The sequence below is a fragment of the Streptomyces sp. NBC_01463 genome (assembly GCA_036227345.1).
In the GTDB taxonomy this organism is placed as follows: Bacteria; Actinomycetota; Actinomycetes; order Streptomycetales; family Streptomycetaceae; genus Streptomyces.
Genome location: CP109468.1, coordinates 1,885,243 through 1,911,616 on the forward strand (window position 1 = coordinate 1,885,243; position 26,374 = coordinate 1,911,616).

A 26,374-nucleotide genomic window follows, 5' to 3' on the forward strand; every position below is an offset into this window, starting at 1 on the left:
TCCGGCGGCTCTGCCACCCCATTGGCGTTCTCTTGCCCCGAAACGGCCTGGACGTGTTCCGATTCCCGGCACGATGGCGGCCGAAACGCCCTATCGCGACGCAAGGGACCGCGCATGAGACTGACCGACATATCGCTTGACTGGCTGCTTCCGGCCGCCGTGCTGCTCGCGGGGGTCATGGCGGCGGTGGCGGTGGTCGCACGCGGCAAGCGCGCTGCTGACACATCCGCGGCAGCCGACGACTCCTGGGAACGCAGCGAGGAACGGCGTAGACGCAAGGAAGGGCTCTACGCCACCGCTTCGTACATTCTGCTGTTCTGCTGTGCCGCGGTCGCCGCCGCCCTCTCCTTCCACGGGCTCGTCGGCTTCGGGCAGCAGAATCTCGGCCTCTCCAACGGCTGGGAGTATCTGGTGCCGTTCGGCCTCGACGGGGCCGCGATGTTCTGCTCCGTCCTGGCGGTGCGGGAGGCCAGCCACGGGGACGCGGCGCTCGGCTCACGCCTGCTGGTGTGGACCTTCGCCGGGGCCGCCGCCTGGTTCAACTGGGTGCACGCACCGCGCGGCCTCAACCACGCGGGCGCTCCGCACTTCTTCGCGGGGATGTCGCTCTCGGCGGCCGTGCTCTTCGACCGGGCCCTGAAGCAGACCCGGGTGGCCGCGCTGCGCGAACAGGGCCTGGTGCCCCGTCCGTTGCCGCAGATCCGGATCGTGCGGTGGCTGCGCGCACCCCGGGAGACCTTCGGCGCCTGGTCGCTGATGCTCCTGGAAGGCGTACGCACGCTGGACGAGGCGGTCGACGAGGTTCGCGAGGACCGCCGGGAGAAGGAGCAGAACCGTCTCCGCAGGAAGGACCAGGAGAAGCTGGACCGGGCGCACATCAAGGCCCTGAACCGGCAGAACCGGGCCTGGGGACGCGTCGGCCGGGGCGGCGCCCAGGTGGACGTCCAGGCCATCTCCCCCGCGACGGGCTCCGCACAGTCCGTCGCGGAGCCCGCCATATCCGAGCCGGGTCAGCTGCCCCTGCGACCCCGGCCATCCCTGCAAGCCGTGAACGGCCCGAAATCCAGGGACGTTCCGGAGCTGGGCTCGACTGATCCGAGAGCGGTCGACCTCACTCCCGACGACGACACCCAGGCACTGCCCCGGCTCGACTCGCTGGAGCAGAAGCTGAAGGACCTGGAGCAGCAGTTCGGCTGATGGATCGTCACACGATCCTGTGGGAAACGGCCCTGACGGTCAGACCGACCGTCAGGGCCGTTCGCCGTCCAGCTCGAACCAGACCACCTTGCCCAGACCGTGCGCGCTGACCCCCCAGGAGTCCGCGAGGCTCTCCACCAGGATCAGCCCCCGGCCGTGCGTACCGTCGTCGGCGTTCGGTACGTGCGACACGGGCATACCCGGGACGAAGTCCCGCACCTCCACCCGCAGCCTGCGCGGGGCCACGCTCACGGCGACGACCGCGCCGTCGTCCGTGTGCACCAGCGCGTTGGTCACCAGCTCACTGAGCAGCAGCTCGGCCACCTGTGCGGGCTCCTCCTTCCATCGGTACCGGAGTAACTCCCGCATCGCACATCGCACTTCGGCGACCGCCGCCAGATCGGCACGGCCGAGTCTGCGATGCAGTCTGGCCAGTTCCTGACGCTCCATCGTCTCCCCCGCCCACACAGTGAATCGCCCCCTTCTGCTCGGACTTCCTCACGCAATGCATGCCCCACCCCACAGCCCGTCACGCTTGCGGACACATCAATAAGCGCGAAACCTCCCCTATGGGGGCCGTTCCGCCACACGGGACCCGGGCACTGCGCCGATCCGGTGAACTTCACGAAAATTCCTCCGACTTGGCGTTGACGGGGCCGCATCTACGCGCGTCATCATGGTGGGCATGCGAATCCCCCCACGGATCACCACGCTCGGCGGCATCGCCGCCCTCCTGTCCGTCCTCTTCGTCGGCGGCCCCGTCGCGGCGACCGCGACCGCCGCCACCACCTCGGTCGGCAGCATCTGTTACTCCGCGCTGCCGTCCCAGGCGCACGACACCCTCGATCTCATCGAGGCCGGCGGGCCGTTCCCGTACGACCAGGACGGCACCGTCTTCCAGAACCGTGAAGGTGTGCTGCCGGGGCAGAGCACCGGCTACTACCACGAGTACACCGTGATCACCCCCGGCTCCCCGACCCGTGGTGCGCGGCGCATCGTCACGGGTGAGGAGAGCCAGGAGGACTACTACACCGCCGACCACTACGAGACGTTCGACCTCGTCGACCACGGCTGCTGAACCGCCCCCCGGTCCGGTCCGCGCCGCAGCCCCCCACCTGCGGCGCGGATCACCGGACCGGCGGCTTGTACGCTCGCCCCATGACCGTGACCTATGTGATCGACGGCTCCGGGGTCACCGGCCTGGACAGTTTCTGGGTCGTGATCGGCGAGGCGGTGAACGGGCCCGGCGGCTACTTCGGCCGGGGGCTCGACGCCTTCGCGGACTGTCTGCGGGGCGGAATGGGCACGCCGGACGACGACGACTTCGTCATCGAGTGGCGCGACCACGAGATGTCGGCGCGGGCACTCGGACACGAGGAGACCGCGCGCTACCTCCGCGGCCTGTTCCCCCGTGCCCATGTCAGCAGTCTGCCGCGGCTCCGCGAGGAGCTGGCCCGGGCGGAGGAGGGCCGGGGGCCGACGCTCTTCGACCGGCTGCTGGAGATCGTCCGGGAGGAGACCGACCCGGGCACGCTGCGCCTGCTGTGAGGGCCACGGACGCGGTCGGCCGCATCCGTGGCCCGCTTCCGGTCAGTACCGGACGGAGACCTTCGCGCCGCCGAAGTCCTGCACGGCGTACAGACTGATGTAGTGGAACCCTGCCGCCGGGTTGTCGATCGTGAGCGTGTGGGCGGTTCCGCCACCCGTGGCCCTGGCGGTGTAGGAGCCGGTGGTGGCCCAGCTGTCGGCGTTGTAGTAGAGGTCGGCGTCGCCCGTGCCGCCGCTGGTGGTGATGGTGAGCCGGGCGGTTCCGGCGGGGACGTCGATGTACAGGTAGGAGTAGTTGCCCCGGGTGGCCGTCCGTCCGCTGCGGGCGCAGTCCTGGCCGAGTTCACGGATGTCGGCGGCGGTGCACTCCGCGGACGGCTCGGTCGGCTCGGTGGTGGTGGTGCCGCAGCTGCCGGCCGCGCACGCGGTCAGCCAGGTGTTCCAGTCGGCGTCGTAGCGGCTGCCGATCGTCGAGGTGAGCAGGGTGCGGGCACCGTTCCAGTCGCCCGAGCGGTAGAGACCCAGCAGGGTGTCCACATCGGCGCGGTGCGACTGGAGCATGTAACGGACGGCCAGATAGCCCCAGTTGTAGATGCGGGTCTGGTCGGCGTTCTCGTAGGTGGTGTCGAACAGGGAGCTCAGGGTGTAGGTGTGCGCGGCGGCCTGGGTGACGGCGTCGTCGTAGGTGACGTCCCGGTAGGAGTAGGAGACGAACTCCGCGAAGCCCTCGACCCACCAGATGGTCGGTGTGGTGAGGCCGTCCTCGAAATCGCCCGCCATGTCGAACCGGCCGTCGAGGTAGTGCGTGTACTCGTGGTTGAGGTTCCAGATCTGGAACTCGGGGCGCACCCACTCGGCCTCGTAGGCGATGAACCGCGGCTGGTTGCCGGCCGCCGAGGGGTCCCCCTCCAGGTACATGCCGCCGTTGTTGGTGTCGATGCCGTAGATGGCTCCGGCGTACGTCTGGTAGTCGGTGCTGGAGTCGAAGACGACCACCTCGATGGTGGTGTTGTGGTCGTCGGCGACGGGTCCGCCGTCCCGGGCCACCTCGTGGAAGTAGGCGTCCTGGCCCTTCAGGCTGGTGCAGGCCGCCGCGAGGTCGGACGACGACATCTGCTGGGCGAGGATGCGGATGCTGTCACTGCAGGTGTACGTGACGGGCAGCACGGCGCTCTTGATCCGCGCGGCGAGGTCGCAGGTGCCGTACGTGGCACAGTCGGCCCGGTCGTAGTAGTCGGCCATCTCCGCGAGCCCGACCCAGAGCGGTGCGGTCGGTCCGGTCAGTGAGCTCCGGCCGAGGAGGTCGACGACGAGCGGGCGGGCGTGGGGCCGCAGCGACTCCTCCTGGAGGAAGCGTCCGAGTTCGCGTCCGGCGTTGGAGGCGAGGTAGGAACGGTCCGTGCCCAGCAGGCCGAGGTGGTCGCGGGCGAAGCCGGCGAGCGCGTCGAGCAGGCTCGGGTCGGCCTCGACTGCGCTGATGAACTCGGGCACCTGATGGCCCCGGAAGGTCACCGTGTAGACGCTGTTGACGGCGTTGAGCATGTACCAGGAGCTGTCGTACGAGGAGTCGTAGTCGGCGAGCAGGCGCTTGACGACGTTCAGGTAGCGGGCGTTCTGCACGGCGCTGTCGATGAGGATGACGGCTTCGGAGAGGGTTTCCCCGTTGGCGTCCGTGACGTCGTAGGCGTGAGCGGAGGCGAAGAAGGCGTCGAGCCCGCCCTGGATGGCGGTGCGGAGTGCGTCGCCGTAGTCGCCGACGGTGGCGGGGTCGTAGTACTGCACGTAGTAGCCGGCCCGGAGGAACAGCACCAGTTGCGGCATTCCGGTGCTGCTGTCACCCGGGTACGCGGCCGATCCCGCACGCAGGGCGTCGGCGACGGAGACCATCTGGGCCTCGCGGAAGGCGAGGTAGCCGTCGTTGCCCTTGACCGTGAAGAGGGTGTTGACGCAGTCCGTCGTCGAGGACTTGATCTGCTGGACCAGGGCGCTGCCGGTGCGGCTGGTGAAGTCGGCGACGGAGCAGGCGGCGGCCGGGGCGATTCCGGCGGCCTTCGCTGCCGAGCGGGCCTTGGCCTTCATCGAGGGGGCCGGGTGGCTCGGTGCGGCGGAGGCCGGGTCGTCGTAGTCGCGCTTCAGCGCGTCCTTCGACGCGGTGCGCGGCGCCCGGTCGGCGGGGTCCCGGGACGCGCCGCCTATGTGCTGGGCGTCCTGGACGGGTGCGGTGAGGGCCTGTGCGGCGGGCCCTCCTGTGTCAACGGACTTACTGGCTTCGGCATTTGCGGATGCGCTCGCCGGTGCGGTGGGCCGGGGTTCGGCGGCCCCGGCCGGTGCGGCGAGTAGGCCGAAGCCCAGGCAGGCCGCCAGGACCACGGTGGATAGCCCGGTGAATCTCTGTCGAACCGATCGGTTCTTCACGTGCCGCCTCCCAGCGGTGTGGTGCCGCGCGACGTTGCGCGGCGTGGGGGATGGCGCGGCCGAGGCAGGCGGGCGGGGTGATCCGCGTACCGCTCATGACATGAGCACGACCTCAATCGCGACCGTCAGTACAATGGCACATGTCACATGTCCTTAGGAAGGCGCTGTGCGCACATTCAGGTTTCGGTGCGGATGGGGTGACGCCACAACGGCTGGATGACATGACGTCACAACGGCGCAGGCCGCCACCCCGAGCGGGGCGGCGGCCTGCGCCGTTGTGCGGCTGCCGGTCTCAGGCGCGGTCGGCCCACAGGGACCGGACGTGGGACATGTGGCCCAGCATGCAGGCCTCTGCCCCGGGGGCGTCACCGGCCACCACCAGATCCAGCAGCTGTACGTGCTCCTGCGCCGAGGCGACCAACTGCCCCGACTCGGCCAGCCTGTTCAGGCCGAACAACCGGGAGCGCTTGCGCAGTTCGCCGACCTCCTCGACCAGCCTGCGGTTGCCGGCCAGCGCCAGCAGGGCGAGGTGGAAGCGGCGGTCCGCCTCCAGATAGCCCAGGATGTCCTGCCGGCGCGCCGCCTCGACGATCTCGAGCGCCACGGGCCGCAGCGCCTCCAGCTCGTGGGTGAGGCCCATCCGCGCGATCCTGCCGACAGTGGGGACCTCGATCATGGCGCGGAGTTCGGTGAAGTCGTCGAGGTCCTGTTCGGTCAGCTCGGTGATCCGGAAGCCCTTGTTGCGGACCGCCTCGACCAGGCCCTCCCGGGCCAGGTCGAGCATGGCCTCGCGGACGGGTGTCGCGGAGACACCGAACTCGGAGGCCAGCGCCGGTGCGGAGTAGACGGTCCCGGGCTTCAGCTCGCCGGAGATCAGTGCGGCCCGCAGCGCGTGCGCCACCTGGTCACGCAGATGCTCCTGCGCCGAGATCACGTTGAGGGACGTCAGGCGGGCCATGTCTGTTCCTCCAGGACCGTGCGGAGCCCAAGAATACAATGTGACGTTGCCCGTGACGCAGGCCCCGGGTCACAGCAGGAATCCCTCGGGGAACGGGTCCGCCGGGTCGAGGAAGTACTGTGCGGTCCCGGTGATCCAGGCGCGGCCGGTGACGGTGGGGACGACGGCGGGCAGCGGCCCCACGGTGGTCTCGGCGACCAGCCGGCCGGTGAACTCCGTGCCGATGAAGGACTCGTTGACGAAGTCGGTGTCCAGGGCGAGTTCGCCCCGGGCGTGGAGCTGTGCCATGCGCGCGGAGGTGCCGGTGCCGCACGGGGAGCGGTCGAACCAGCCGGGGTGGATGGCCATGGCGTGCCGGGAGCGGACCGCGTCGGAGCCGGGGGCGATCAGCTGGACGTGCTTGAGCCCGTGGATCGCGGGGTCGAGCGGGTGGACCGGGCGGTCGGTGGCGTTGACGGCGTCCATCAGCGCGAGCCCGGCGGCCAGCAGCTCGTCCTTGCGGGACCGGTCGAACGGCAGCCCCAGATCGTCCAGTTGGACCATCGCGTAGAAGTTGCCGCCGTACGCGAGGTCGTACGGCACGAGGCCGTGGCCGGGAACCTTCGCCGTGAGGCCGAGTCCGGCGCTGAATGCGGGGACGTTGGTGAGGGTGACGGAGGTGGCGGCGCCGTCCTCGACCCGGACGTCGACGCTCACCAGTCCGGCCGGGGTGTCCAGCCGCACCGTGGTGACGGGTTCGGTGACCTCCACCATGCCGGTCTCCACCAGGACGGTGGCCACCCCGATGGTGCCGTGCCCGCACATCGGCAGGCAGCCGGAGACCTCCATGAACAGGACCCCGAAGTCGGCGTCGGGGCGGGTGGGCGGCTGCAGGACGGCCCCGCTCATCGCGGAGTGGCCGCGCGGCTCGTACATCAGCAGGGTGCGCACCGCGTCCCGGTGCGCCATGAAGTACGTGCGGCGCTCGGCCATGGTGGCCCCGGGGAGCGTGCCGATGCCGCCGGTGATCACCCGGGTGGGCATGCCCTCGGTGTGCGAGTCGACGGCGTGGAAGATGTGACGCGTGCGCAAGTGTCCCCCTCGGTCGTCCTGCCGGTACGGGACGACATCCCGTCCGGCGGGTCTCTGGTGCGGTCAGGGCCCAAGGGCAGGGCCGGTACGGCAGGCGGTTCAGTCCAGTCCTTCGGCGAGCGCCTTCTCGGTGGCGGCGCGCACGGCGGCCAGGGCGTCCGCGCCGAGCGGCAGACGGGGCGGCCGGGTGGGCCCGCCGTGCCGGCCGACGATGTCCATCGACGCCTTGATGGCCTGGACGAACTCGGGCCTGGAGTCCCAGCGCAGCAGCGGGTGCAGCCGCCGGTACAGCGGCAGGGCCGTGTCCATGTCGCCGGACACGGCGGCCCGGTAGAGCGCGACGCAGCCGGCGGGCAGCATGTTGGGGCAGCCGGCGATCCAGCCGACGGCCCCGGCCAGGGCAAGCTCCAGCAGGACGTCGTCGGCCCCGACGAGCAGGTCGAGGCCCGGCGCCTCCTCGGCGATCTCGTAGGCCCTGCGGACGTCACCGCTGAACTCCTTGACGGCGACCACGGAACCGTCGGCGTGGAGCCGGGCCAGCAGCCGCGGCGTCAGGTCGACCTTGGTGTCGAAGGGGTTGTTGTACGCGACGACCGGCAGCCCCACCGAGGCGACCTCGGCGTAGTGCGCGCGAACCGCCTCGTCCTCGCAGGGGTATCCGTTGGGCGGCAGCAGCAGGACGGACCCGGCGCCGGCCTCGGCGGCCTGCTCGGCGCGGCGCCGCGACTGCGCGCTGTCGTACGAGGAGACGCCGGGCATCACCCTGGCACCGCCCCCGGCCGCCTCGACGGCCACCCGTACGATCTGGTCGCGCTCCTGGTCCGTGAGGGTCTGGTACTCCCCCAGCGAGCCGTTGGGCACCACCCCGTCGCAGCCCGCCGCGATCAGGTCGCGCACATGGGCGGCGTACGCGTCGAAGTCGATCGTCCGGTCCTCGCGCAGGGTCAGCGGGGTGGCGACCATGACGCCCCGCCAGGGGCTGATGCGTACCGCGTCGTTCGTCGTCGTCATGAGGGCTCCTTCGGATATGGCAGGGGAAGGGGAAGCAGAAAAGGGCTGGTGGAAAGGGACGTGGCGGGTGTGTTCAGGTGTTCTCGGGGTCCGCGGCCCGGGCGAGTACGGACAGGGGGACCGGGCAGGCGAGCGCGCGGCGGTCCGGGGTGTCGGACCCGCTCCCGCCGCCTGCGAGTTCCCGTACGGCGAAGCCGCACGTCCGGCCCTGGCACCAGCCCATCCCGGCGCGGGTGAGGAGCTTGACGGTGCGGTGGTCCCCGGCGCCCAGCTCACCGACCGCCGTGCGGATCGCACCGGCGGTGACCTCCTCGCAGCGGCAGACCTCGGTGTCCGCGTCCGCCCAGGCGGTCCAGCCGGGTCCCGGCCGGTGCACCGCCCCCATCAGCTCGGCGAACGCACGCATCCGGCGCCGGGACCGGCGCAACGCGCCCGTACGGTCCGCACCCCGGCCGCCACGGATACCCCGGACCTCCTCGATCACCGAGAGGGCGGCCAACTCACCCTCGATCAGCGCGAGATGAACCCCTCCGATGCCGCCGGTCTCACCTGCCGCCCAGACGCCGGGCACGGTGGTGCGCAGTTCCGCGTCGAGCTCCAGCGCGGGCGAGCCGTCAGCACCGCCGCGGGTCGCGCAGCCGAGACCGACGGCGAGGTCGAGCTGGGGCACCAGGCCGTGGCCCACGGCCAGGGTGTCGCAGTCGATGCGGCGACCGGTCCCCGGCAGCGGACGCCAGTCGCGGTCGAGCCGGCTGACCGTGACACCTTCCACCCGGTCGGTGCCGTGGACGGCGGTGACCGCCCGGTGGGTCAGCGGCCGCACCCGGTGCCTGGCCAGCGCCGCACCGTGCCGCAGCCCTTCCCGGAGCCGCCCGGGGTTGGCGGCGAGCACCAGGGGTGCGCGTGCGTAGGCCGGATAGCCGGAAGCCTCCACCAGGGCGGGCACCCGGGCGCCCGCCCTGGCCAGGGAGACCGCGACCGCCTGCAGCAGCGGTCCGCTGCCCGCGACGACGACGCGCCGGCCCGGCAGCACCAGCCCCGACTTCAGCATGGCCTGCGCCCCGGCCGCCCCGACGACTCCCGGCAGGGTCCAGCCGGGGAAGGGGAGCTGGCGTTCGGTGGCACCGGTCGCGATCAGCAGCCGGCGCGCACGGAGTGCGGCCCCTGTCCGCCCTTCGGTACCGGTGACGGCGTGCAGGGTCCAGTCCGTTCCGGTCCGTACGACGGTCCAGACCTGGTGTCCGGCGAGGTGGCGGATCCGGCCTGTCGCGCGGTGCCGGCCGAGCCGGGCGGTGAGTCCGGCGAACGCGGCCCAGCCGTGGTGCAGCGCCTCGGGCCGGGTGGCGCCGAGGCCGGCGGCGGGAGCGCGGTAGTACTGACCGCCGGGTGCGTCCGCCGCATCGAGGAGGAGCACGTCGAGTCCGGCGTCGGCTGCGGTGACGGCCGCTGCCAGCCCGGCGGGGCCGGCTCCCACCACGGCGAGCCCGGCGACGGGGTGTGGGGCGGCCGCGCCAACAGCCTCTGCGGCCTCGGCGATCTCACCTGCTCCGGATACCCCGGCTGTCCTGGCTGTCTCGGGTGTCTCAGCGGTGGAGTCCGGCATGCCCGTCCCCCTCCTGCGTCGTGACGGCGTCCCCGGGACGGGCCGGCAGCAGGCAGGCGCGCTGACCGGGGCGTCCGTTGACCGTGGCCAGGCAGTCGAAGCAGGACCCGATCCCGCAGAAGGCGCCGCGCGGCCGCCCGTTCACGCGGGTGGTGCGCCAGGTCAGGATGGAGGCGGCCCAGAGTGCGGCCGCGATGCTCTGGCCCGGGAGGGCGCGGACGGGACGGCCGTCGAAGGTGATCTCGAAACCGGGGCCGGGCTCGGCGCCGGCCAGGCCGGCCGGGGTGCGTGCGGTGGTACGGGTGCGGAGACGTCTCACCGGAACTCCTGCTCAGTCGGCGGTCGGAGGGTTCGGAGGCTGCGGGCGGGGGGACGAGCGGAAATCCGCGTCGAAGCGGTCCGGCCGGAAGGGTTCGGGGTCGACCTCGGGCTTCTCCCCGCGGATCGCCGCGGTGATCAGCGCCGCCGTCGCCGGTGCGAGCCCGATCCCCGCGCCCTCGTGGCCGCACGCGTGGAAGAGGCCCGGCACCCGGCGGTCGGGGCCGATCGCGGGGAGGTGGTCGGGCAGATAGGGGCGGAAGCCGTGGTACGCCCGCAGGACGCTGGTGTCCGCGAGGACCGGGAAGAGCGCGGCCGCCGCCGCGGCGAGCCGGCTGATCACCGGGACGGACACCGTGCGGTCGAATCCGACCCGTTCGCGGCTGGCGCCGATGAGGACCGGGCCGGACGGCGTGCCCTCCACCACGGGCGAGGTCTGCAGGGCGGCGGACGCGCTCGACACATCGGCCACGTACTCCGCGGCGTACACCTTGTGCCTGATCAGGGGCGGCAGCGGCTCGGTGACCAGGACGAAGCCGCGCCGGGGCAGGACCGGCAGCTCCACGCCCGCCAGTGCGGCCAGTTCCCCGCCCCTGACGCCCGTCGCGTTGACCACGGCCGGGGCGAGCAGGTCGCCCGCGCCGGTCCGCACCCCGCGCACCGCCCCGTTCGGCCCCGTCAGCACGGCGGTGACCGCATTGCCCAGGTGCAGGCTCGCGCCGGCGTCGCGGGCCGCGCGGAGCAGGTGCGCCGCAGCCAGGGCCGGCTGGACCTGGGCGTCCTGCGGGTAGAGGAAGCCGCCGGCCAGTCCGGGAGCCAGATGCGGTTCGAGTGCGGGCAGCTCGTGCGGAGCGACCGCCGAGGCCTGCACCCCTGCCGCCGCCTGACGGGCCGCGGTCGCGGTCAGTCCGGCCAGCGACTCGGGTCCGGCCGCGACGACCAGGCCACCCTTCTGCTCGAACTCCACTGCTGTCGGGAGCAGTTCGGCCAGCTCGCGCCAGAGCGCGGCGGAGAGGAGAGCCAGGTCGAGCTCCGGTCCCGGCAGCTTGTCGGAGACCAGGAGGTTCCCCTCCCCCGCCCCCGTGGTGCCGCCGGCGACCGGTCCCCGGTCCACCACCGCGACCGAGAGTCCGGACCGGGCGGCGTCATGGGCACAGGCCGCGCCGACCACCCCGGCCCCGACGACGACCACGTCCCAAGGCTGTTTCGTGAACACGTCAGTAATATGTCACATGGCTCTGATGGCGCCAAGAGGTCGTCCGGACCATTGATATGACGATGCGTCACGTCCACCGCCAACGCTTCGAACAGGGCCGACGGGGTTGTCGTCGGCGGTCGGTGAGGGGTGGACGCGGACCGCTGGGGAAGGCAAGCCCTTGACCATGCGCAAGTGCCGACCCGAGGAGCAGCGATGCACGACGACAGCGCACTGGTGGAGGGCCGGCTGGAGCGGGCCCTGCGCCAGTTCATCCGCCCCGCCGAGTACGCGGCGCGGACCCCGCTCGCCCTGACCGTCTGGCACGCGCCGGGCGAGCCTGTTCCGGTGACGGTGGCGCTGGCCGCGCGGTACGAGCCGTTCACCGCGGGCACGGAGTGGGGAGGTCCGTGGTCCACCAGCTGGTTCCGGCTGGAGGGGACGGTGCCCGGCGAGTGGGCGGGCCGCCGGGTCGAGGTGGTCGTCGACCCCGGCTTCTCCGGTCAGGCGCCCGGCTTCCAGGCGGAGGGGATGCTGTACGACGCCGAGGGCGTGCCGCTCAAGGGGATCCACCCGCGCAACCGGCACCTGACGGTCGGCGCTCCTGCCGCGGGCGGCGAGCCCGTCGCCCTGCTGCTGGAGGCGGCGGCCAACCCCGCCGTCCTGGAACACGGCTTCGTGCCGACGCCGCTCGGGGACGTCCTCACGGCGGGCGACGCACCGCTGTACCGGTTCGCGTCCGCGGACCTCGCGGTGCTGGACGAGGAGGTGTGGCACCTGGTCCTGGACATCGAGGTGCTGTCCGAGCTGATGCGGGAGCTGCCCGCCGACCGGTCGCGGCGCCACGAGATCCTGCGGGCGCTGGAGCGCATGCTCGACGCCCTGGACCTGCACGACGTGTCCGGCACCGCGGCCGCCGGCCGGGCCGAGCTGGCCGAAGCCCTGTCGCGCCCGGCGTCGGCGAGCGCGCACCGGATCTCGGCCGCCGGGCACGCCCACATCGATTCGGCGTGGCTGTGGCCGCTGCGCGAGACGGTGCGCAAGGCCTCGCGCACCTTCGCCAACGTGACCGCGCTGGCCCGCGACTACCCGGAGCTGGTCTTCGCCTGTTCGCAGGCCCAGCAGTACGCCTGGGTGAAGGAGCACCAGCCGCATATCTGGGAGCGGATCGTGCGGGCGGTGGCGGACGGCCAGTGGGAGCCCGTGGGCTCGATGTGGGTGGAGTCCGATGCCAACATGCCGGGCGGCGAGGCGCTGGCCCGGCAGATCGTGCACGGGAAGCGGTTCTTCGAGCAGGAGCTGGGGGTGGAGACCGAGGAGATCTGGCTGCCGGACTCCTTCGGCTACACCGCCGCGTTCCCCCAGCTGGCACGGCTGGCGGGCATCCGGTGGTTCCTGACGCAGAAGCTGTCGTGGAACCAGACGAACGAGATGCCGCACCACACCTTCTGGTGGGAGGGGATCGACGGCACCCGCGTCTTCACCCACTTCCCGCCCGTCGACACCTACAACGCACACTTCCACGCCCGTGAACTCGCCCATGCGGAACGGAACTTCCGCGACAAGGGGCGGGCCACCCGCTCCCTGGTGCCGTTCGGCTGGGGCGACGGCGGCGGGGGGCCGACCCGGGAGATGCTGGAGAAGGCCCGCAGGCTGGCCGACCTGGAGGGGTCGCCGCGGGTCGAGATCGAGAGGCCGTCCGCGTTCTTCGCCGCGGCCGAGGAGGAGTACGGATCCCAGGCACCGGTCTGGTCGGGTGAGCTCTACCTGGAGCTGCACCGGGCCACGTACACCACCCAGGCCAAGACGAAGCAGGGCAACCGGCGCAGTGAACACCTGCTCCGCGAGGCGGAGTTGTGGGCGACGACGGCCGCCCTCAGGGCGCCCGGCTACCGCTATCCGTACGAGGCGCTGGACCGGATCTGGAAGACGGTGCTGCTCCACCAGTTCCACGACATCCTGCCGGGTTCGTCGATCGCCTGGGTCCACCGCGAGGCCCGCGACACCTACGAGCAGGTCCGTGCGGAGCTCGCCGATCTGGTGGCGGACGCGGTCACGGCACTGGGCGCCGCACAGGGTCTGGTCGCCCTCAACTCGGCGCCGTACGACCGCAGTCAGGTGATCGAACTGGACGCGGAGGCGAGCGGCGTGCTGCCGTCCGGGGCGCGGGTGCAGCAGCTGGGCGAGGGACGCACGGCGGTGCTGGCGGTGTCGCCGGGGCTCGGCGCGGGACTGCTGGACGGTGCGGCGGCTCCGGAGCGGGAGGTGACCGTCGACGGGGCGGGGGACGGCGGGGCCGTGCTCGACAACGGCCTGCTGCGCGTCACCGTCGACCGGGACGGGCTGATCGGCTCGGTCCGCGATCTGACGGCCGGCCGCGAGGTGCTGGCCCCCGGGCACCGGGCCAACCTCCTCCAGCTGCACCCGGACCACCCCAACAACTGGGACGCCTGGGACATCGACCGCCACTACCGCCGCTCCCGGACCGACCTGACGGCGGCGGAGTCGGTCGAGACGGTGGAGGACGGGCCGCTGCGCGCGGCCGTGCGGGTGGTGCGGGTGTTCGGCTCGTCCCGGATCGTGCAGGAGATCCGGCTGGCGGCGGGCAGCCGGCAGGTCGACATCGAGACCGAGGTGGACTGGCAGGAGTCGGAGAAGGTCCTGAAGGCGGCATTCCCGCTCGATGTCCACGCCGAACGGTCCACGGCCGAGATCCAGTTCGGCCACGTCCACCGGGCCACCCATGACAACACCGGCTGGGACGCGGCCCGTTTCGAGATCTGCGCACACCGCTGGCTGCGGGTCGCGGAGCCGGGGTACGGCGTCGCACTGCTGAACGACTCGACGTACGGGCACGAGGTGACCCGTACCCCGCACGAGGCCGGACTCGGCACCACCGTACGGCTGACGCTGCTGCGCGCCCCGCACAGCCCGGACCCGGAGACGGACCTCGGCACGCACCGCTTCAGCTACGCGCTCGCGCCCGGCGCGGAGATCACCGATGCGGTGCGCGAGGGCCTGGCGCTCAATCTGCCGCTGCGGGCGGCGGTCGCCCCCGTGGTTCCGTCACTGGTGGCGACGGGGCATCCGGCGGTCACCGTGGAGTCGGTGAAGCTGGCCGAGGACGGCGGCGGCGATGTGATCGTCCGGCTCTACGAGTCGGCGGGCGGCCGCGCGGACACGACGCTCCGGGTCTCGTTCCCCGTCGTGGCGGCGCAGATCACCGACCTGCTGGAACGGCCGCTGCACGCGGCGACGACCGATGCGCACGGACTCGTCCTGACGCTGCGGCCGTTCCAGATCCTGACGCTGCGGCTCACCCCGGCCTAGGCGGGCACCGCGCCCCGCCCCGCCCCGCCCGGAGCAGGCAAAGGCCCTACGGGCGGGGCACGTTGCGCAGGTTGGACCGGGCCATCTGCACCATCCGGCCCACGCCGCCGTCCAGCACGATCTTGCTGGCGGAGAGCGCGAAGCCGGTCACCATGTCCGCGCTGATCCGCGGCGGGATGGAGAGCGCGTTCGGGTCGGTGACGATGTCGACGAGGGCCGGACCCTTGTGCTTGAAGGCATCCTTCAGTGCGCTCTCCAGCTGCTTGGGCTTCTCGACCCGCACGCCGTACGCCCCCGAGGCCCGCGCGACGGCGGCGAAGTCCGGGTTCTTGTTGGTCGTCCCGAACGAGGGCAGCCCCGCCACCAGCATCTCCAGCTCGACCATGCCCAGCGAGGAGTTGTTGAACAGGACGACCTTCACCGGCAGGTCGTACTGGACGAGGGTCAGGAAGTCCCCCATCAGCATGGTGAATCCGCCGTCCCCGGACATCGACACGACCTGCCGGTTCCGGTCGGTGAACTGGGCGCCGATGGCCTGCGGCAGCGCGTTCGCCATCGAGCCGTGGCTGAACGAACCGATCACCCGGCGTTTGCCGTTCGGTGTCAGATAGCGGGCCGCCCACACGTTGCACATGCCGGTGTCGACGGTGAACACCGCGTCGTCGTCCGCGATGTCGTCCAGGACCGACGCCACGTACTCCGGGTGGATCGGGACGTGCTTGTCGACCTTGCGGGTGTACGCGCTGATCACACCCTCCAGCGCGTCCGCGTGCTTCTTCAGCATCCGGTCGAGGAACTTGCGGTCGCTCTTGGCCTTCACCCGCGGGGTGAGACAGCGCAGGGTCTCGCGGACATCGCCCCAGACCGCCAGATCGAGCTTGGAGCGGCGGCCCAGGTGTTCGGGGCGCACATCGACCTGGACGATCTTCACATCGGTGGGCAGGAAGGCGTTGTACGGGAAGTCCGTGCCGAGCAGGATCAGCAGATCGCACTCGTTGGTGGCCTCGTACGCGGCGCCGTAGCCGAGCAGCCCGCTCATGCCGACGTCGTACGGGTTGTCGTACTGGATCCACTCCTTGCCGCGCAGCGCGTGGCCGACGGGGGCCTTCACCCGCTCGGCGAACTCCATGACCTCGGCGTGCGCGCCGGCCGTGCCGCTGCCGCAGAACAGCGTCACCCGTTTGGCCTCGTCGACCATCCGGCAGAGCTTCTCGATCTCCGCGTCACCGGGCCGCACCGAGGGCCGCGAGGTGACCAGGGCGTGCTCGACGGACTTCTCCGGTGCGGGCTGCGAGGCCACGTCGCCGGGCATCGAGACGACCGCGACCCCGCCCCGGCCGATCGCGTGCTGAATGGCCGTCTGGAGCAGCCGCGGCATCTGCTGCGGGTTGGAGATCATCTCGTTGTAGTGGCTGCACTCCTGGAAGAGCAGCTCCGGATGGGTCTCCTGGAAGTAGCCGAGGCCGATCTCGCTCGACGGGATGTGCGAGGCGAGGGCCAGCACGGGGGCCATGGACCGGTGCGCGTCGTAGAGGCCGTTGATGAGGTGCAGATTGCCGGGGCCGCACGAGCCGGCGCAGGCCGCCAGCTCGCCGGTGACCTGTGCCTCGGCTCCGGCGGCGAACGCGGCCGTCTCCTCGTGTCTGACCTGGATCCAGTCGACGTCCGGGTTGCGCCGGATGGCGTCGACCACCGGGTTGAGGCTGTCGCCGACTACCCCGTACAGGCGTTTGACGCCCGCCCGGGCGAGGATGTCGACGAACTGCTCCGACACGTTCTGCTTGGCCATGGGTGCGCGCTCCCTCTGCCTGTGCTCCGTGCACGTCCGGCTGTCCCGATGCCGGGGCGCGAAACCCCGGCCGGACGGGTTCTCCGGAGTCCATCAACCCATGGCGCGCGGGGTTACGCCTCCCAGACGCCGACCGCCGTCCGGTCGTCGGCGTATCCGGCCACCCTGAGCTGGGTGTCGGCGAGGAACGCGCCGAGGCCGGGTGCCTCGGCGGGTGCCCAGCGCTCGGCCAGCTCCCCGGCGAGCGCCGGCTCGCCGCGCAGCGGCTCGGCCAGACCCGTGCTGCACAGCAGCAGGGTGTCGCCCGGCCGGGCGACCGAGGCCCGGAAGCGGAACGGCTCGGCGGGCGGCGGGACGGGAGCCTCGATGTACGGGGCCGGGGCGGTGGTGATCCCCAGGTCCATGGTCAGCCGCTCGTCGTCCGGCCCGCTCTCGGGTACGGAGGAACCGAAGCCGACCACGGGTTCACCGGTGAGCGCGTCGGTCTGCGGCAGCAGCGGTTCGAGGTCCTGCCAGTGGCCGTCGCGCAGCCGGAAGAGCCCGCCGCCGCCCACTCCGAAGAAGACCCGGGTGCGGCAGGCGGGGTCGGCGGACAGCAGGAGGCAGCGCAGCCCCGCCGTGTACGCGTGGGGTTCCAGACCGAGTTCGGCGGCGCGGGCGCGCAGCTTGCCGTAGCTGCGGTCGGCGAGCCGGTGCAGCCCCGATTTGAGGTCGCCGCGGCGGCCCGCCCTTATGTCGTCGGAGAGGCGCGCGTGGCTGCGTCCGACGGCTTCGCCGATCCAGCGGCAGGCGTCGGCCGCGGCCAGGTGCGCGCTCTCGGACGACCGGGCGCCACCGGCGACGGCGACCAGGACGAGGGCGCTCTCCCCGGTCCCGAACCGGACGGTGAGCAGCGCGTCGCGCCGCGGCTCGCCCCGGAACCGGGCGGAGTCGCCGCGCACGGACGCGGCCCGCAGGGTGTACGTGCCGTACCGGGCGCCGTCGAGCACGGTGTCGGCGGCGAGGCCGTCCAGTGCGTACGGGTCGCACGCGGGCAGCGCGGTGGGTTCGGCGTCGTACGTGGGCGGCCGGGCGCCCACATGGCCGACGGGGGGACGCGGCGCGGCCTCCCCGGCGGCGGGCGGTGGGTCGGCGGCGGGCACCTGACCGTCGGGAACGCCGTCATCGGAGGGCTCGGCCTGCGGCCGCTCGACGACCGGCCGCCGGGGCAGCGGCGGCACCACGCCGTCCGGTGCGGGCGGGAGGCTCTGGGCGATGCGGGGATCGGTGCCGGGGCGCGGGGGCGCCGGCGGCTCGGGCGGCAGGACGGGTTCGGGCGGCACGACCGGTGCGGGCGGCGCAGGCGGCAGAGGCGCAGGTGCCGGCGTAGGGGTGGATGCCGGCGTCGGGGTCGTGAAGGTGCGGGGGCGTGGTGGGCCGGACGGTGGCTCCCACGGGGCGCGCGTGCTCACCTCGGGCAGCACGTCCGGCGGGGTGTCCGCCGTCCGGGTGACGGCGGACGTCGCCACCCTTGGTTCGGGCACCGCTGCGGCGGCCTCGTACGCCTCACCGCCACCGGCCCCCACGGCTCCCGACGCCGAGTCGAAGCGGTCGTCGAGACTGTCGGCCGCCTGGCTCGCCCCGGCGTCCGGGGCGGATTCGTCGTACAGCCTGCGCCACCAGTCGTCCTCGTGGGCGGCGGGCCTCTCCCCCTGCTGACTCATGCCCTTATTGTCCACCGCGAAGGGCGTGCGAAAACGGGGCATCCGGAAATAGTGGCCGAGGCCCGTCACGGAATGGGTCCGCCGGGCGGCCCCACCCCCCACGGGAAGGACGCCCGGCGGACCGGTCGGGTGATCCGGCGTCAGCGCACGGCGTAGGCGTCGGTCACGGTCTGGACGACGGAGTTGCCGTTGGAGTCCGTCAGTTCGGTGCGCAGGGTGACCGGCTTGCCGGCCGCGTCCGCGTGGTTCACGGTCGCGGTCCAACGGCCGCCCCGCTGTGCGGTGGTGGCGTCGGTCCAGCTCTTGCCGCCGTCGTACGAGTAGGAGACCTTCGCGGCGGTCACCTTGCCGGGCGTGTAGCCGGCGTGGCCCGTGACGCTCAGTCCGATCCGCTGACCGTCCTTGGCCGCGAGGGTCTTCATGCCGTCCGACGGCAGGTCGTAGCCCGGGAAGAGCAGCGGGATGCCCTGCGAGTAGACGTTCTCGTCCCGGTGCGAACGGAACTTCCAGGTGGTCTCGGTCATGGTGGACCGCTTCCACACGGCCGCCGGCTGCCCCGACTTCATCGTCATCATGGTGAGTTCGTAGGCGGCGTCCCCGGCCGGGACCGTGAACACCCCGGACGGCCAGCCGGACTCACCGAGCACCGTGCCACCGCTGGTGAGCCGCATGTTGCCCATGTCGCCGAAGGAACCCTGGATGCCCCCGTGTTCGCTGTCGCTCCAGAAGCCCGGGGCGACGCCGATCAGGTTGTCCTGCCGTTCGGCGGCGAGCTGCTCCACACCGTCGTCGTCGCGGGGTGCGGACGGGACGACGACGCCCCGGTACCACTCCGAGGTGCGCTTCGAACCCGGCTTGTAGGAACGGTACTTGTCGATCATGAACTCGCCCCAGGGGAAGCTGGAGGAGAGCGCCTGCTGCCAGGCGGTGTCGCCCGCCGAGTAGTACTCGGTGCGCTTGCCCGGTGCGGCGACGGTGTCGAACCCGCCGATGCCGAAGGTGGCGCCGTAGGGGCGGGTCACGAGCAGCGTGTCGACGAAGTCGGTCCTGACGCCCATCGACTCGTAGGTGGACTCGACCGCGCCGAGCGCCTTGTCCCTGACCTGGTAGGTGCGGTCCGAGGTGACGTCGCCCGTCTCGGAGAAGGCCAGGTTGTAGACGAACGGGCTGACGGCGGTGGCCTTCCAGCTCAGCTTCACCGGTCCGGCGGCCAGTGCCGCGGTCAGGGCCTTCGCCTCGTCGGCCTGGATGCCGAGCGCGGGCAGGGGCGCCGAGCCGTATCCGACGGACGGCTTCCACGGGCCGGCGGACGGGCGGTGCGTGATGATCGCCACGGCTCCGGCGGCCTTGGCGTCACGCGCCTGGGTGACGACGGTGCCGGTGTCCGGAACCGCGACCAAGGCGATCCTGCCGGAGACTCCGGCGGCCTTCAGCTCCTCGGGGCTGCCGCTGCCGGCGTCGACGAGTGCGGCCCTGCCGGTGCCGTCGAGGTTGACGGAGCCGTTGGACGCGGGCGTGGGGTGGAGGGTGGCGCCACCGACGACCGAGAGCTTCTCGATCTGCGGGGCGTACGCACGCCAGAAGCTGTCGAACTCGAAGTCGCCGTCACCGGCCTTGCCCCGGATGTCGACCAGGTAGTCCTTGATGACGGTGCCACCGGCGATGGACCCCGAGTGCAGCCAGTTGCCGTCCCAGGTGCGTCCGAAGGCGAGGGTGGCGCTGCGGGTCTCGCTGACCCGGTCCTCGGTCTTGAGCTTGATCCGGTGTGCCTTGCGTGCGTCGAGCACCAGGACGGTGTCCTTGGTGACGTTCAGCTGTGGCCTGGCCAGGTAGCCGACCGACTCGGCGAGGGTGCCGGTGGCGTCCTCGGGGTCGGCCGAGACGACGAAGCTGGAGACGAAGTAGGCGCCGGGGCGCACCTCGTAGACCTGGTCGGCCGAGCCGTCGTTGAAGCGGCGCTCGCCGGTGGCGGTGTCGGTGCCGATGACGTCGAGCGAGGACGAGCCCGCGGCGGGCCTGCCGTTGCCGTCGATCAGCTTGACCCGCAGGGTGACGGTCTCGGCCCCGACGTACAGCGAGAACGGGGTGGAGACCTTGACACCGCCGGGCGCGGTCGCGAGGACCCGGCCGGTGACGTCGCCGTACTGGGCCGCCTCGAGGTGCGCGGTCGGGTCGATCCTCAGCGGGACCTGGACGGTCGCGCCGGCCGGCACGGTGACGCTCTTCGACCCGAGGGCGGCGACGGAGGAGCCGACGGCCGAGCCGTTGTTGCCGGTGACGCCCTGGACCTTGAGCGACAGCTTCACGGCCTTGTCGCCGGTGTTGGTGTACGGGATCTGCACGGTGGTGCGGTCCGACTTGTCCTGCGGCCAGTTGAAGGTGCCGCCCTGGACGGCGGGCGCGCCGGTCACCTTGGTGTCGATGGCGGCCTTGACGTCGAGCCGGCCGCCGCCGGTCTCGCGTACGTCCCCGGGGATGTCGCTCTTCGCGGACGACACGAGGGCCGCCTTGACCTGCTGGGCCGTCCAGTCGGGGTGGCGTTCCTTGACGATGGCGGCGGCGCCCGCGACGTGCGGGGTGGCCATCGACGTACCGGACATCGACTGGTAGGCGTAAACGCCTCGGCCGCCTGCCGCGGCGGCGGAGATGTTGACGCCGGGGGCCGCGATCTCGGGCTTGAGGGTGTGCGCCCCGATCGCCGGACCGCGGCTGGAGAACTGGGCGGTGGAGTCGTCGCGGTCGACGGCGCCGACGGTCAGCACGCTGGGCGCGCAGCCGGGCGAGGAGACGGTGTTGAGCGTCGGGCCCGAGTTGCCGGCCGCGATGACGAACAGGGTGTCCTTGCTCTTGCCGAGCTCCTCGGCTGCAAGGCTCATGGGGTCGGTGCAGTCGGTGGGGGTCTGGCTGCCGAGGCTCATGGAGACGACGTCGGCCTTCCGGTCGACGGCCCACTGCATGCCCGCGATGATCCAGGAGGAGTCGCCGGAGCCGCTGTCGTTGAGCACCTTGCCGACGAGCAGGTCGGCGCCGGGGGCGACGCCCTTCTTCTTCCCGTCGCTCGCCGCGCCCGAGCCGCCCACGGTGGAGAGCGTGTGGGTGCCGTGACCCTGGCGGTCGTCGGTGGTGTCGGAGTCGGTGAAGTTCTCCGACTCGGTGATCCGGCCCTTGAGGTCGGGGTGTTCGGCGTCGGCGCCGGTGTCCAGGACGGCGACCTTGGTGCCCTTGCCGTCGTAGCCGGCGGCCCAGGCGAGGTCGGCGCCGATCTGCTTGGTGGACCGGTCGAGGCTGGCCTCGACCTTGCGGTCCAGCCAGAGCTTCTTCAGTCCGGCGGCGGAGCGGGACCGGGGGCCGGTGACGTCGGACCAGAAACCGGCGGTCCGCTTCTTGTCGGCCTTGAGCGCCACACCGTCGATGGCCGGGAGCGCGAGTCCGCGCTCGGCGCCGCGCGGGGTGACGGGCGCGCTGCGTGCGGTGTCCTCGGCGTAGGTCGCGATCAGCGGGACGGAGTCCGTGTGCGCGTCGTCGTAGCCCTGGCGGATCAGTCCCGTGACGTTGAAGAGCTCCTCGTCGACGGTGCCCGCGGCGAGCGCCTCCACGGCGGTGTCCGGGTAGACGTACAGGTCCTTGCCCGAGCGGCGGGTCTGCACGAGGGGCACTTGGCCGTCCTCGCGCGCCGCCGCGGTGGCCGAGGCGTTCCCCGAACCGTCGGTGCTCACCAGGACCTTGTCGCCGGTGACCAGGGTGACGGTGACCGGCTTGTTCGCCCCGGCGGCGGCTGCCGCGCTGCCGGTCAGCGGTCTCTTCGCGGTCGTGTCGCCCTGTGGCGCTGCCACGGACGGTGCGATCACCGTGACGGCGAGGACGGCGGCGGTGGCCGCCCCCAGTGCCGTACGCGATATCGGACGCATCGCTCTCCCCAAGTAAAACCGGATGGACAGGCGCAAAGGCCCGTATTCCGGAGGTTGTTGGTGCTGCGGTGGCGCCACATTGGCAGAGTGACGGGCGGTACAGGGATGATGGGCCACGGCGGGTTTACGCCGTGGCCGCTTTCCGCCACGGCCGGTCGCCACGCCATGGGGCAGGACAGCGAAGCACTGCGTCCGGGAGGGGTCCGGGGATGCTGGGAGCCATAGGTCTCGACGAGAGACAGGAGGCGGCCTACCGCGCGCTCGTGGCGCTGGGAGCCGCGGAGGTCTCCGACCTCGCGCACCGGCTGGCGCTTCCCGAACGCGACACCGAGCGGGCGCTGCGACGGCTGGAGCAGCACGGGCTCGCCGCCCAGTCGTCGGCGCGTACGGGGCGGTGGGTGGCGGCCCCGCCGGGTGTCGCGCTGGGGGCGCTGCTGACGCAGCAGCGCCACGAGCTGGAGCAGGCGGAGCTGGCGGCGGTACTGCTGGCCGAGGAGTACCGCGTCGACGCCGACGAGCCCGCCGTGCACGATCTGGTCGAGGTGGTCACCGGGGCGAGCGCCGTGGCGCACCGTTTCCATCAGCTGCAGCTGGGCGCGACGAGCGAGGTGTGCGCCCTGGTCACCGGGAAGCCGATCGCGGTGAGCGGGCTGGACAACGAGTCGGAGGAGCAGGCCGCGACCCGCGGGGTGCTGTTCCGGGTGGTGGTCGAGCGCGAGGTGCTGGGCCTGCCGTCGGGGATTCTGGAGCTGTCGGCCGCACTGAGCCGCAACGAGCAGTGCCGGGTCGTGGACCGCGTCCCGACGAAGCTGGTCGTCGCCGACGGAGCGCTGGCGATGGTGCCGCTGACCGGCCGCGGCGCCGAGCCGGCGGCGCTGGTGGTGCACGCGTCGGGGCTGCTGGAGTCGCTGATGGGCCTCTTCGAGGCGGTGTGGCGGGAGGCGATGCCGCTGCGGCTCGGCGAGAGCGGCTGGGTGCAGGAGGAGACGACCGGGCCCGACCCGACGGATCTGGAGATCCTCTCCCTGCTGCTGGCCGGGCTGACCGACGCCAGTGTGGCGAAGCAGCTGGAGCTCGGGCTGCGGACGGTGCAGCGCCGCGTGAAGGGCCTGATGGAGCTCACCGGGGTGTCGACCCGGCTCCAGCTGGGCTGGCATGCGTACGAACGGGGCTGGGTGTCCCGCCAGGCGCGCCCCTGAGCGGTCCCGCATCGCCTCCGTCACGCCCCTGAGCTGCGCCGACGGCTCCGGTGGTGAGGGGTGACGACGGGCGGGACCGGCCGGACTCCGGCAGGCTGGTCAGATGAGTGTGTGGCAGCTCGTCGCCGTCGGACTGGTCATGCTGCTCGGCCTGATCGGTGTGCTGGTGCCCGGTGTGCCCGGACAGGCGATCGTCTGGGCGGCCGTCCTGTGGTGGGCGCTGACGGACATGACACCGGCCGCCTGGGGCGTCCTCATCGGCTCGACGGCGCTGCTGCTCCTGAACCAGGCACTGAAACCGCTCCTGCCGCCGCGCCGGCCGCGTGAGTCCGGGGCGCCACGGCGGACGCTGATGCTCGGCGGGGCCGGCGCGATCGCGGGGTTCTTCGTGGTTCCGGTGGTCGGCGCGATCGCCGGGTACGTGGGCGTGATCTACGGGGCGGAGCGGCTGCGGCTGGGGAGCCGCGGGGCGGGCTGGGCGTCCGTCCGCTCGGTGATGCGGGCGACCGGTTACTCCGTGCTCGTCGAACTGTTCGCCTGTCTGCTGGTGACGGGGGCGTGGCTGGGCGCCGTGATCTGGGGCTGACACCGCCCCGCAGCTGTCACATGGGCGGAGCCCGATCACATAGCGGGAAACACATCGGATCTCTCACGGTCTATTGACGCACAGAAGGCTCAAGTCTACGTTCCGTGAGGAGATAGCTCGGATGAATCAATGCGCCCGCTTGCGTACGAGTCGCCAGGAGTTTCCTTGCCCACAGCACCGGATCCCCTCTCCTCACCCCGGACCGATCCCTCGTCGCCCGCCCCTTCCCGCAGAACCGTTCTCGCCACCGGGACCGCCATCGGCGGCGCCCTCGTGGCGGGCGGCGCGGCGGTCCCCGCCCAGGCGGCCGCCGCGCCCGCCACCGCCCCCGTGGCCGTGCACACCCCCGCGGACAGCTGGAACACCGTCCTCGACGACGCCGACCTGCACTGGCAGAAGCTGCCGAGGACCTGGTACGAGGGCCCCTATCTGGGCAACGGCCGGCTCGGCTCCGGGATCTACGCGGAGCCCGGCGCCGAGACCAGCGCGATCCGCTTCAACGTCCAGCACTCCGAGGTCCAGGACCACCGCCCCGAGTACGGCTCCCTCTTCGGCCTCGCCCGGCTCCCGATCGGCCACTTCACCCTCGAACCGGCCGGGACGATCACCGGCGTCGACTGGCGGATGCGGCTGCACACCGCCGAGCTGACGGGCACCGTCACCACCACCGCGGGCACCCTCGCGCTCCGCGCGTTCGTGCAGTCCACCGGCGACGTGCTCGCCGTCGAGGTGACCCCGAGCGCCGGCGAGAAGGACGCCCGCTGGGTCTTCCATCCGGCGGAGGCGATCAGCCCCCGGGCCGCCTTCAAGCCGCTGCCGGACGGCTACACGGGCAATCCCCCGGCCGCCGTCGAGGAGCACGGCGGCACGTCCGCGGCCGTGCAGTCGCTGCTGGGCGGCGGGCAGCACGTCACCGCCTGGCGCGAACGGTCACGGGGCGCCGCCCGCACCCTGTACGTGACGGTCGCGCACTCCCACCCGAAGAACACCGCCCGCGACCGCGCCCTGCGTACGGTCACCGCCGCCTCGGCCCTCCCGTACACGCTGCTGGCCGCCCCGCACCGCGCCTGGTGGGACCGCTTCTACCGCAAGAGCTTCCTGTCGCTGCCCGACGCCCGGCTGCAGCGCTTCTACTGGATCCAGCTCTACAAGACCGCTTCGGCGGCGCGCAAGGACGCCCCCGTGATGGCCACGTCGGGCCCCTGGCTGGAGCCCACCCCGTGGCCCAACACCTGGTGGAACCTCAACGTGCAGCTGGAGTACTGGCTGATCCACGGCTCCAACCACCTGGAGCTCGACGCCGTCACCCGGGCCCTGAGCGAGTTCCGCGACCAGCTCTCCCGCGAGGTCGCCGCCCCCTACCGGGCCGACTCCGCGGGCATCCCCCGCACCACCGACCCGCAGCTGGTCAACGGCGCCGCGGTCGCCGACGGCGGCTACGGCGTCGGCATCCCCGGCCAGGACCCGCCCACCCCCGAGGTCGGCAACCTGACCTGGGCCCTGCACAACGTCTGGCTCTCCTACCGCCACACGATGGACCGGTCCGTCCTGCGCGACACGCTGTTCCCGCTGCTGCGCAAGGCCGTCAACTACTACCTGCACTTCCTCGCCCCGGGCGCCGACGGAAAGCTGCACCTCCCGGCGACCTTCTCGCCCGAGTACGGCGTCAACGCCCGCGACTGCAACTACGACCTGATGCTGCTGCGCTGGGGCTGCCGCACGCTGCTCGAATCGGCCGCGGAACTGGGCGTCCACGACCCGCTGACCGCCCGCTGGCAGGAGGTGCTGGCCCGGCTGGCCCCCTACCCGGTCGACGAGAACGGCTACATGATCGGTGCCGGGGTGCCGTTCGCGCAGTCCCACCGCCACTACTCGCACATGCTCGCCGTCTACCCGCTGTACGAGGTCACCGGCGCGACGGACACCGAACGCGCCCTGATCGAGAAGTCCCTCGCCCACTGGGTCGGCTTCGAGGGCGCACTGCAGGGCTACACCTTCACGGGCGCCGCCTCGATGTCCGCGCTCCTCGGCAAGGGCGAGGACGCGCTCGGGTACCTGGGACAGCTGATGAGCCGGTTCATCCAGGCCAACACCATGTACAAGGAGTCCGGCCCGGTCATCGAGACCCCGCTGTCGGCCGCCCAGTCGCTCCACGACATGGTCTGCCAGTCCTGGGGCGACACCATCAGGGTCTTCCCGGCACTGCCCGCCGCCTGGCAGGACCTGACCGTCCACGACTTCAGGACCCAGGGAGCCTTCCTGCTGAGCGCGGTGCGGGAAGGCGGCCGGACCCGCTGGGTGCGGCTGCGCAGCGAGGCGGGCGCGCCCTGCGTCGTACGGCACGGCATCGAGGGCCGCGTCGAGGTGCGGGACGGCCGCGGCCGTCCCCTCGCGCACGAGGAGCTGACCGGCGGTGCGGTACGCATCCGGCTGCGCAAGGGCGAATCGGCGCTGATCACCGCGGCGGGCGACCGCCCCGACCTCACCGTCCGCCCGGTCGCCGCGAACGCGCCCGCGCCGAGCTGGGGCCTGCCCGCCTGAGG

At 72.2% G+C, this 26,374-nt stretch carries 18 protein-coding genes; 7 read left to right on the plus strand and 11 right to left on the minus strand.

Annotated elements, in window-relative coordinates:
- Positions 1-114 precede the first annotated feature (114 nt).
- Positions 115-1,197: a DUF2637 domain-containing protein gene (locus OG521_08235; protein ID WUW20781.1), complete on the plus strand. Its 1,083-nt coding sequence runs from the start codon at positions 115-117 to the stop codon at positions 1,195-1,197.
- A 51-nt stretch (positions 1,198-1,248) separates the two neighbouring features.
- On the opposite strand, the gene OG521_08240 is transcribed toward OG521_08235, so the two are convergent.
- Positions 1,249-1,647, minus strand: coding sequence for an ATP-binding protein (locus OG521_08240; protein ID WUW20782.1), 399 nt, complete (start codon positions 1,645-1,647; stop codon positions 1,249-1,251).
- A gap of 235 nt (positions 1,648-1,882) precedes the next feature.
- On the opposite strand from OG521_08240, the gene OG521_08245 reads away from it, so the two are divergent.
- Together OG521_08245 and OG521_08250 are read left to right on the plus strand one after the other, a co-directional pair.
- Complete coding sequence (locus OG521_08245; protein ID WUW20783.1) at positions 1,883-2,275, plus strand: ribonuclease; 393 nt, start codon at positions 1,883-1,885, stop codon at positions 2,273-2,275.
- An 80-nt stretch (positions 2,276-2,355) separates the two neighbouring features.
- A complete protein-coding gene (locus tag OG521_08250) occupies positions 2,356-2,745 on the plus strand; it encodes a barstar family protein (protein WUW20784.1) in 390 nt (129 codons plus the stop codon).
- 42 nt (positions 2,746-2,787) lie between these two features.
- On the opposite strand, the gene OG521_08255 is transcribed toward OG521_08250, so the two are convergent.
- The 7 genes from OG521_08255 to OG521_08285 form a co-directional block, all read right to left on the minus strand.
- Positions 2,788-5,160, minus strand: coding sequence for a M9 family metallopeptidase (locus tag OG521_08255; protein ID WUW20785.1), 2,373 nt, complete (start codon positions 5,158-5,160; stop codon positions 2,788-2,790).
- Positions 5,161-5,452: 292 nt separating this feature from the next.
- Entirely contained in the window at positions 5,453-6,118 is a 666-nt protein-coding gene (locus tag OG521_08260) for a GntR family transcriptional regulator (GenBank protein ID WUW20786.1), read from the minus strand.
- Positions 6,119-6,187: 69 nt separating this feature from the next.
- On the minus strand, positions 6,188-7,189 hold the full coding sequence (locus tag OG521_08265; GenBank protein ID WUW20787.1) for a proline racemase family protein: 1,002 nt from the start codon (positions 7,187-7,189) through the stop codon (positions 6,188-6,190).
- A 99-nt stretch (positions 7,190-7,288) separates the two neighbouring features.
- Positions 7,289-8,200, minus strand: a complete 912-nt coding sequence (locus tag OG521_08270; protein ID WUW20788.1) for a dihydrodipicolinate synthase family protein — start codon at positions 8,198-8,200, stop codon at positions 7,289-7,291.
- Positions 8,201-8,273: 73 nt separating this feature from the next.
- Positions 8,274-9,803, minus strand: coding sequence for an NAD(P)/FAD-dependent oxidoreductase (locus OG521_08275; GenBank protein ID WUW20789.1), 1,530 nt, complete (start codon positions 9,801-9,803; stop codon positions 8,274-8,276).
- Positions 9,784-10,122: a (2Fe-2S)-binding protein gene (locus OG521_08280; protein WUW20790.1), complete on the minus strand. Its 339-nt coding sequence runs from the start codon at positions 10,120-10,122 to the stop codon at positions 9,784-9,786. Before OG521_08280 ends, OG521_08275 begins: the two co-directional genes overlap by 20 nt.
- A gap of 12 nt (positions 10,123-10,134) precedes the next feature.
- Positions 10,135-11,337 carry an FAD-binding oxidoreductase gene (locus OG521_08285; GenBank protein WUW20791.1) on the minus strand — a complete coding sequence of 401 codons (1,203 nt, stop codon included), beginning with the start codon at positions 11,335-11,337 and terminating at the stop codon, positions 10,135-10,137.
- 195 nt (positions 11,338-11,532) lie between these two features.
- Between OG521_08285 and OG521_08290 the strand changes: the two genes are divergently transcribed.
- Positions 11,533-14,646, plus strand: coding sequence for a glycosyl hydrolase-related protein (locus OG521_08290; protein ID WUW20792.1), 3,114 nt, complete (start codon positions 11,533-11,535; stop codon positions 14,644-14,646).
- Positions 14,647-14,692: 46 nt separating this feature from the next.
- On the opposite strand, the gene OG521_08295 is transcribed toward OG521_08290, so the two are convergent.
- From OG521_08295 to OG521_08305, 3 genes are all read right to left on the minus strand, one after another.
- Positions 14,693-16,435: a pyruvate dehydrogenase gene (locus OG521_08295; GenBank protein ID WUW20793.1), complete on the minus strand. Its 1,743-nt coding sequence runs from the start codon at positions 16,433-16,435 to the stop codon at positions 14,693-14,695.
- A gap of 113 nt (positions 16,436-16,548) precedes the next feature.
- Positions 16,549-18,138, minus strand: coding sequence for a protein phosphatase 2C domain-containing protein (locus tag OG521_08300; GenBank protein WUW20794.1), 1,590 nt, complete (start codon positions 18,136-18,138; stop codon positions 16,549-16,551).
- Positions 18,139-18,278: 140 nt separating this feature from the next.
- Positions 18,279-22,046, minus strand: a complete 3,768-nt coding sequence (locus OG521_08305; protein ID WUW20795.1) for a S8 family serine peptidase — start codon at positions 22,044-22,046, stop codon at positions 18,279-18,281.
- A 209-nt stretch (positions 22,047-22,255) separates the two neighbouring features.
- Between OG521_08305 and OG521_08310 the strand changes: the two genes are divergently transcribed.
- From OG521_08310 to OG521_08320, 3 genes are all read left to right on the plus strand, one after another.
- Complete coding sequence (locus tag OG521_08310; protein ID WUW20796.1) at positions 22,256-23,245, plus strand: helix-turn-helix transcriptional regulator; 990 nt, start codon at positions 22,256-22,258, stop codon at positions 23,243-23,245.
- A gap of 103 nt (positions 23,246-23,348) precedes the next feature.
- The gene (locus OG521_08315) at positions 23,349-23,831 is read left to right on the plus strand and encodes a DUF456 domain-containing protein (GenBank protein ID WUW20797.1); all 483 of its coding nucleotides are present in this window, start codon (positions 23,349-23,351) and stop codon (positions 23,829-23,831) included.
- A 165-nt stretch (positions 23,832-23,996) separates the two neighbouring features.
- Positions 23,997-26,372 (plus strand): Tat pathway signal sequence domain protein, encoded by a 2,376-nt coding sequence (locus OG521_08320; GenBank protein ID WUW20798.1) that lies wholly within the window; start codon positions 23,997-23,999, stop codon positions 26,370-26,372.
- Positions 26,373-26,374 lie beyond the last annotated feature (2 nt).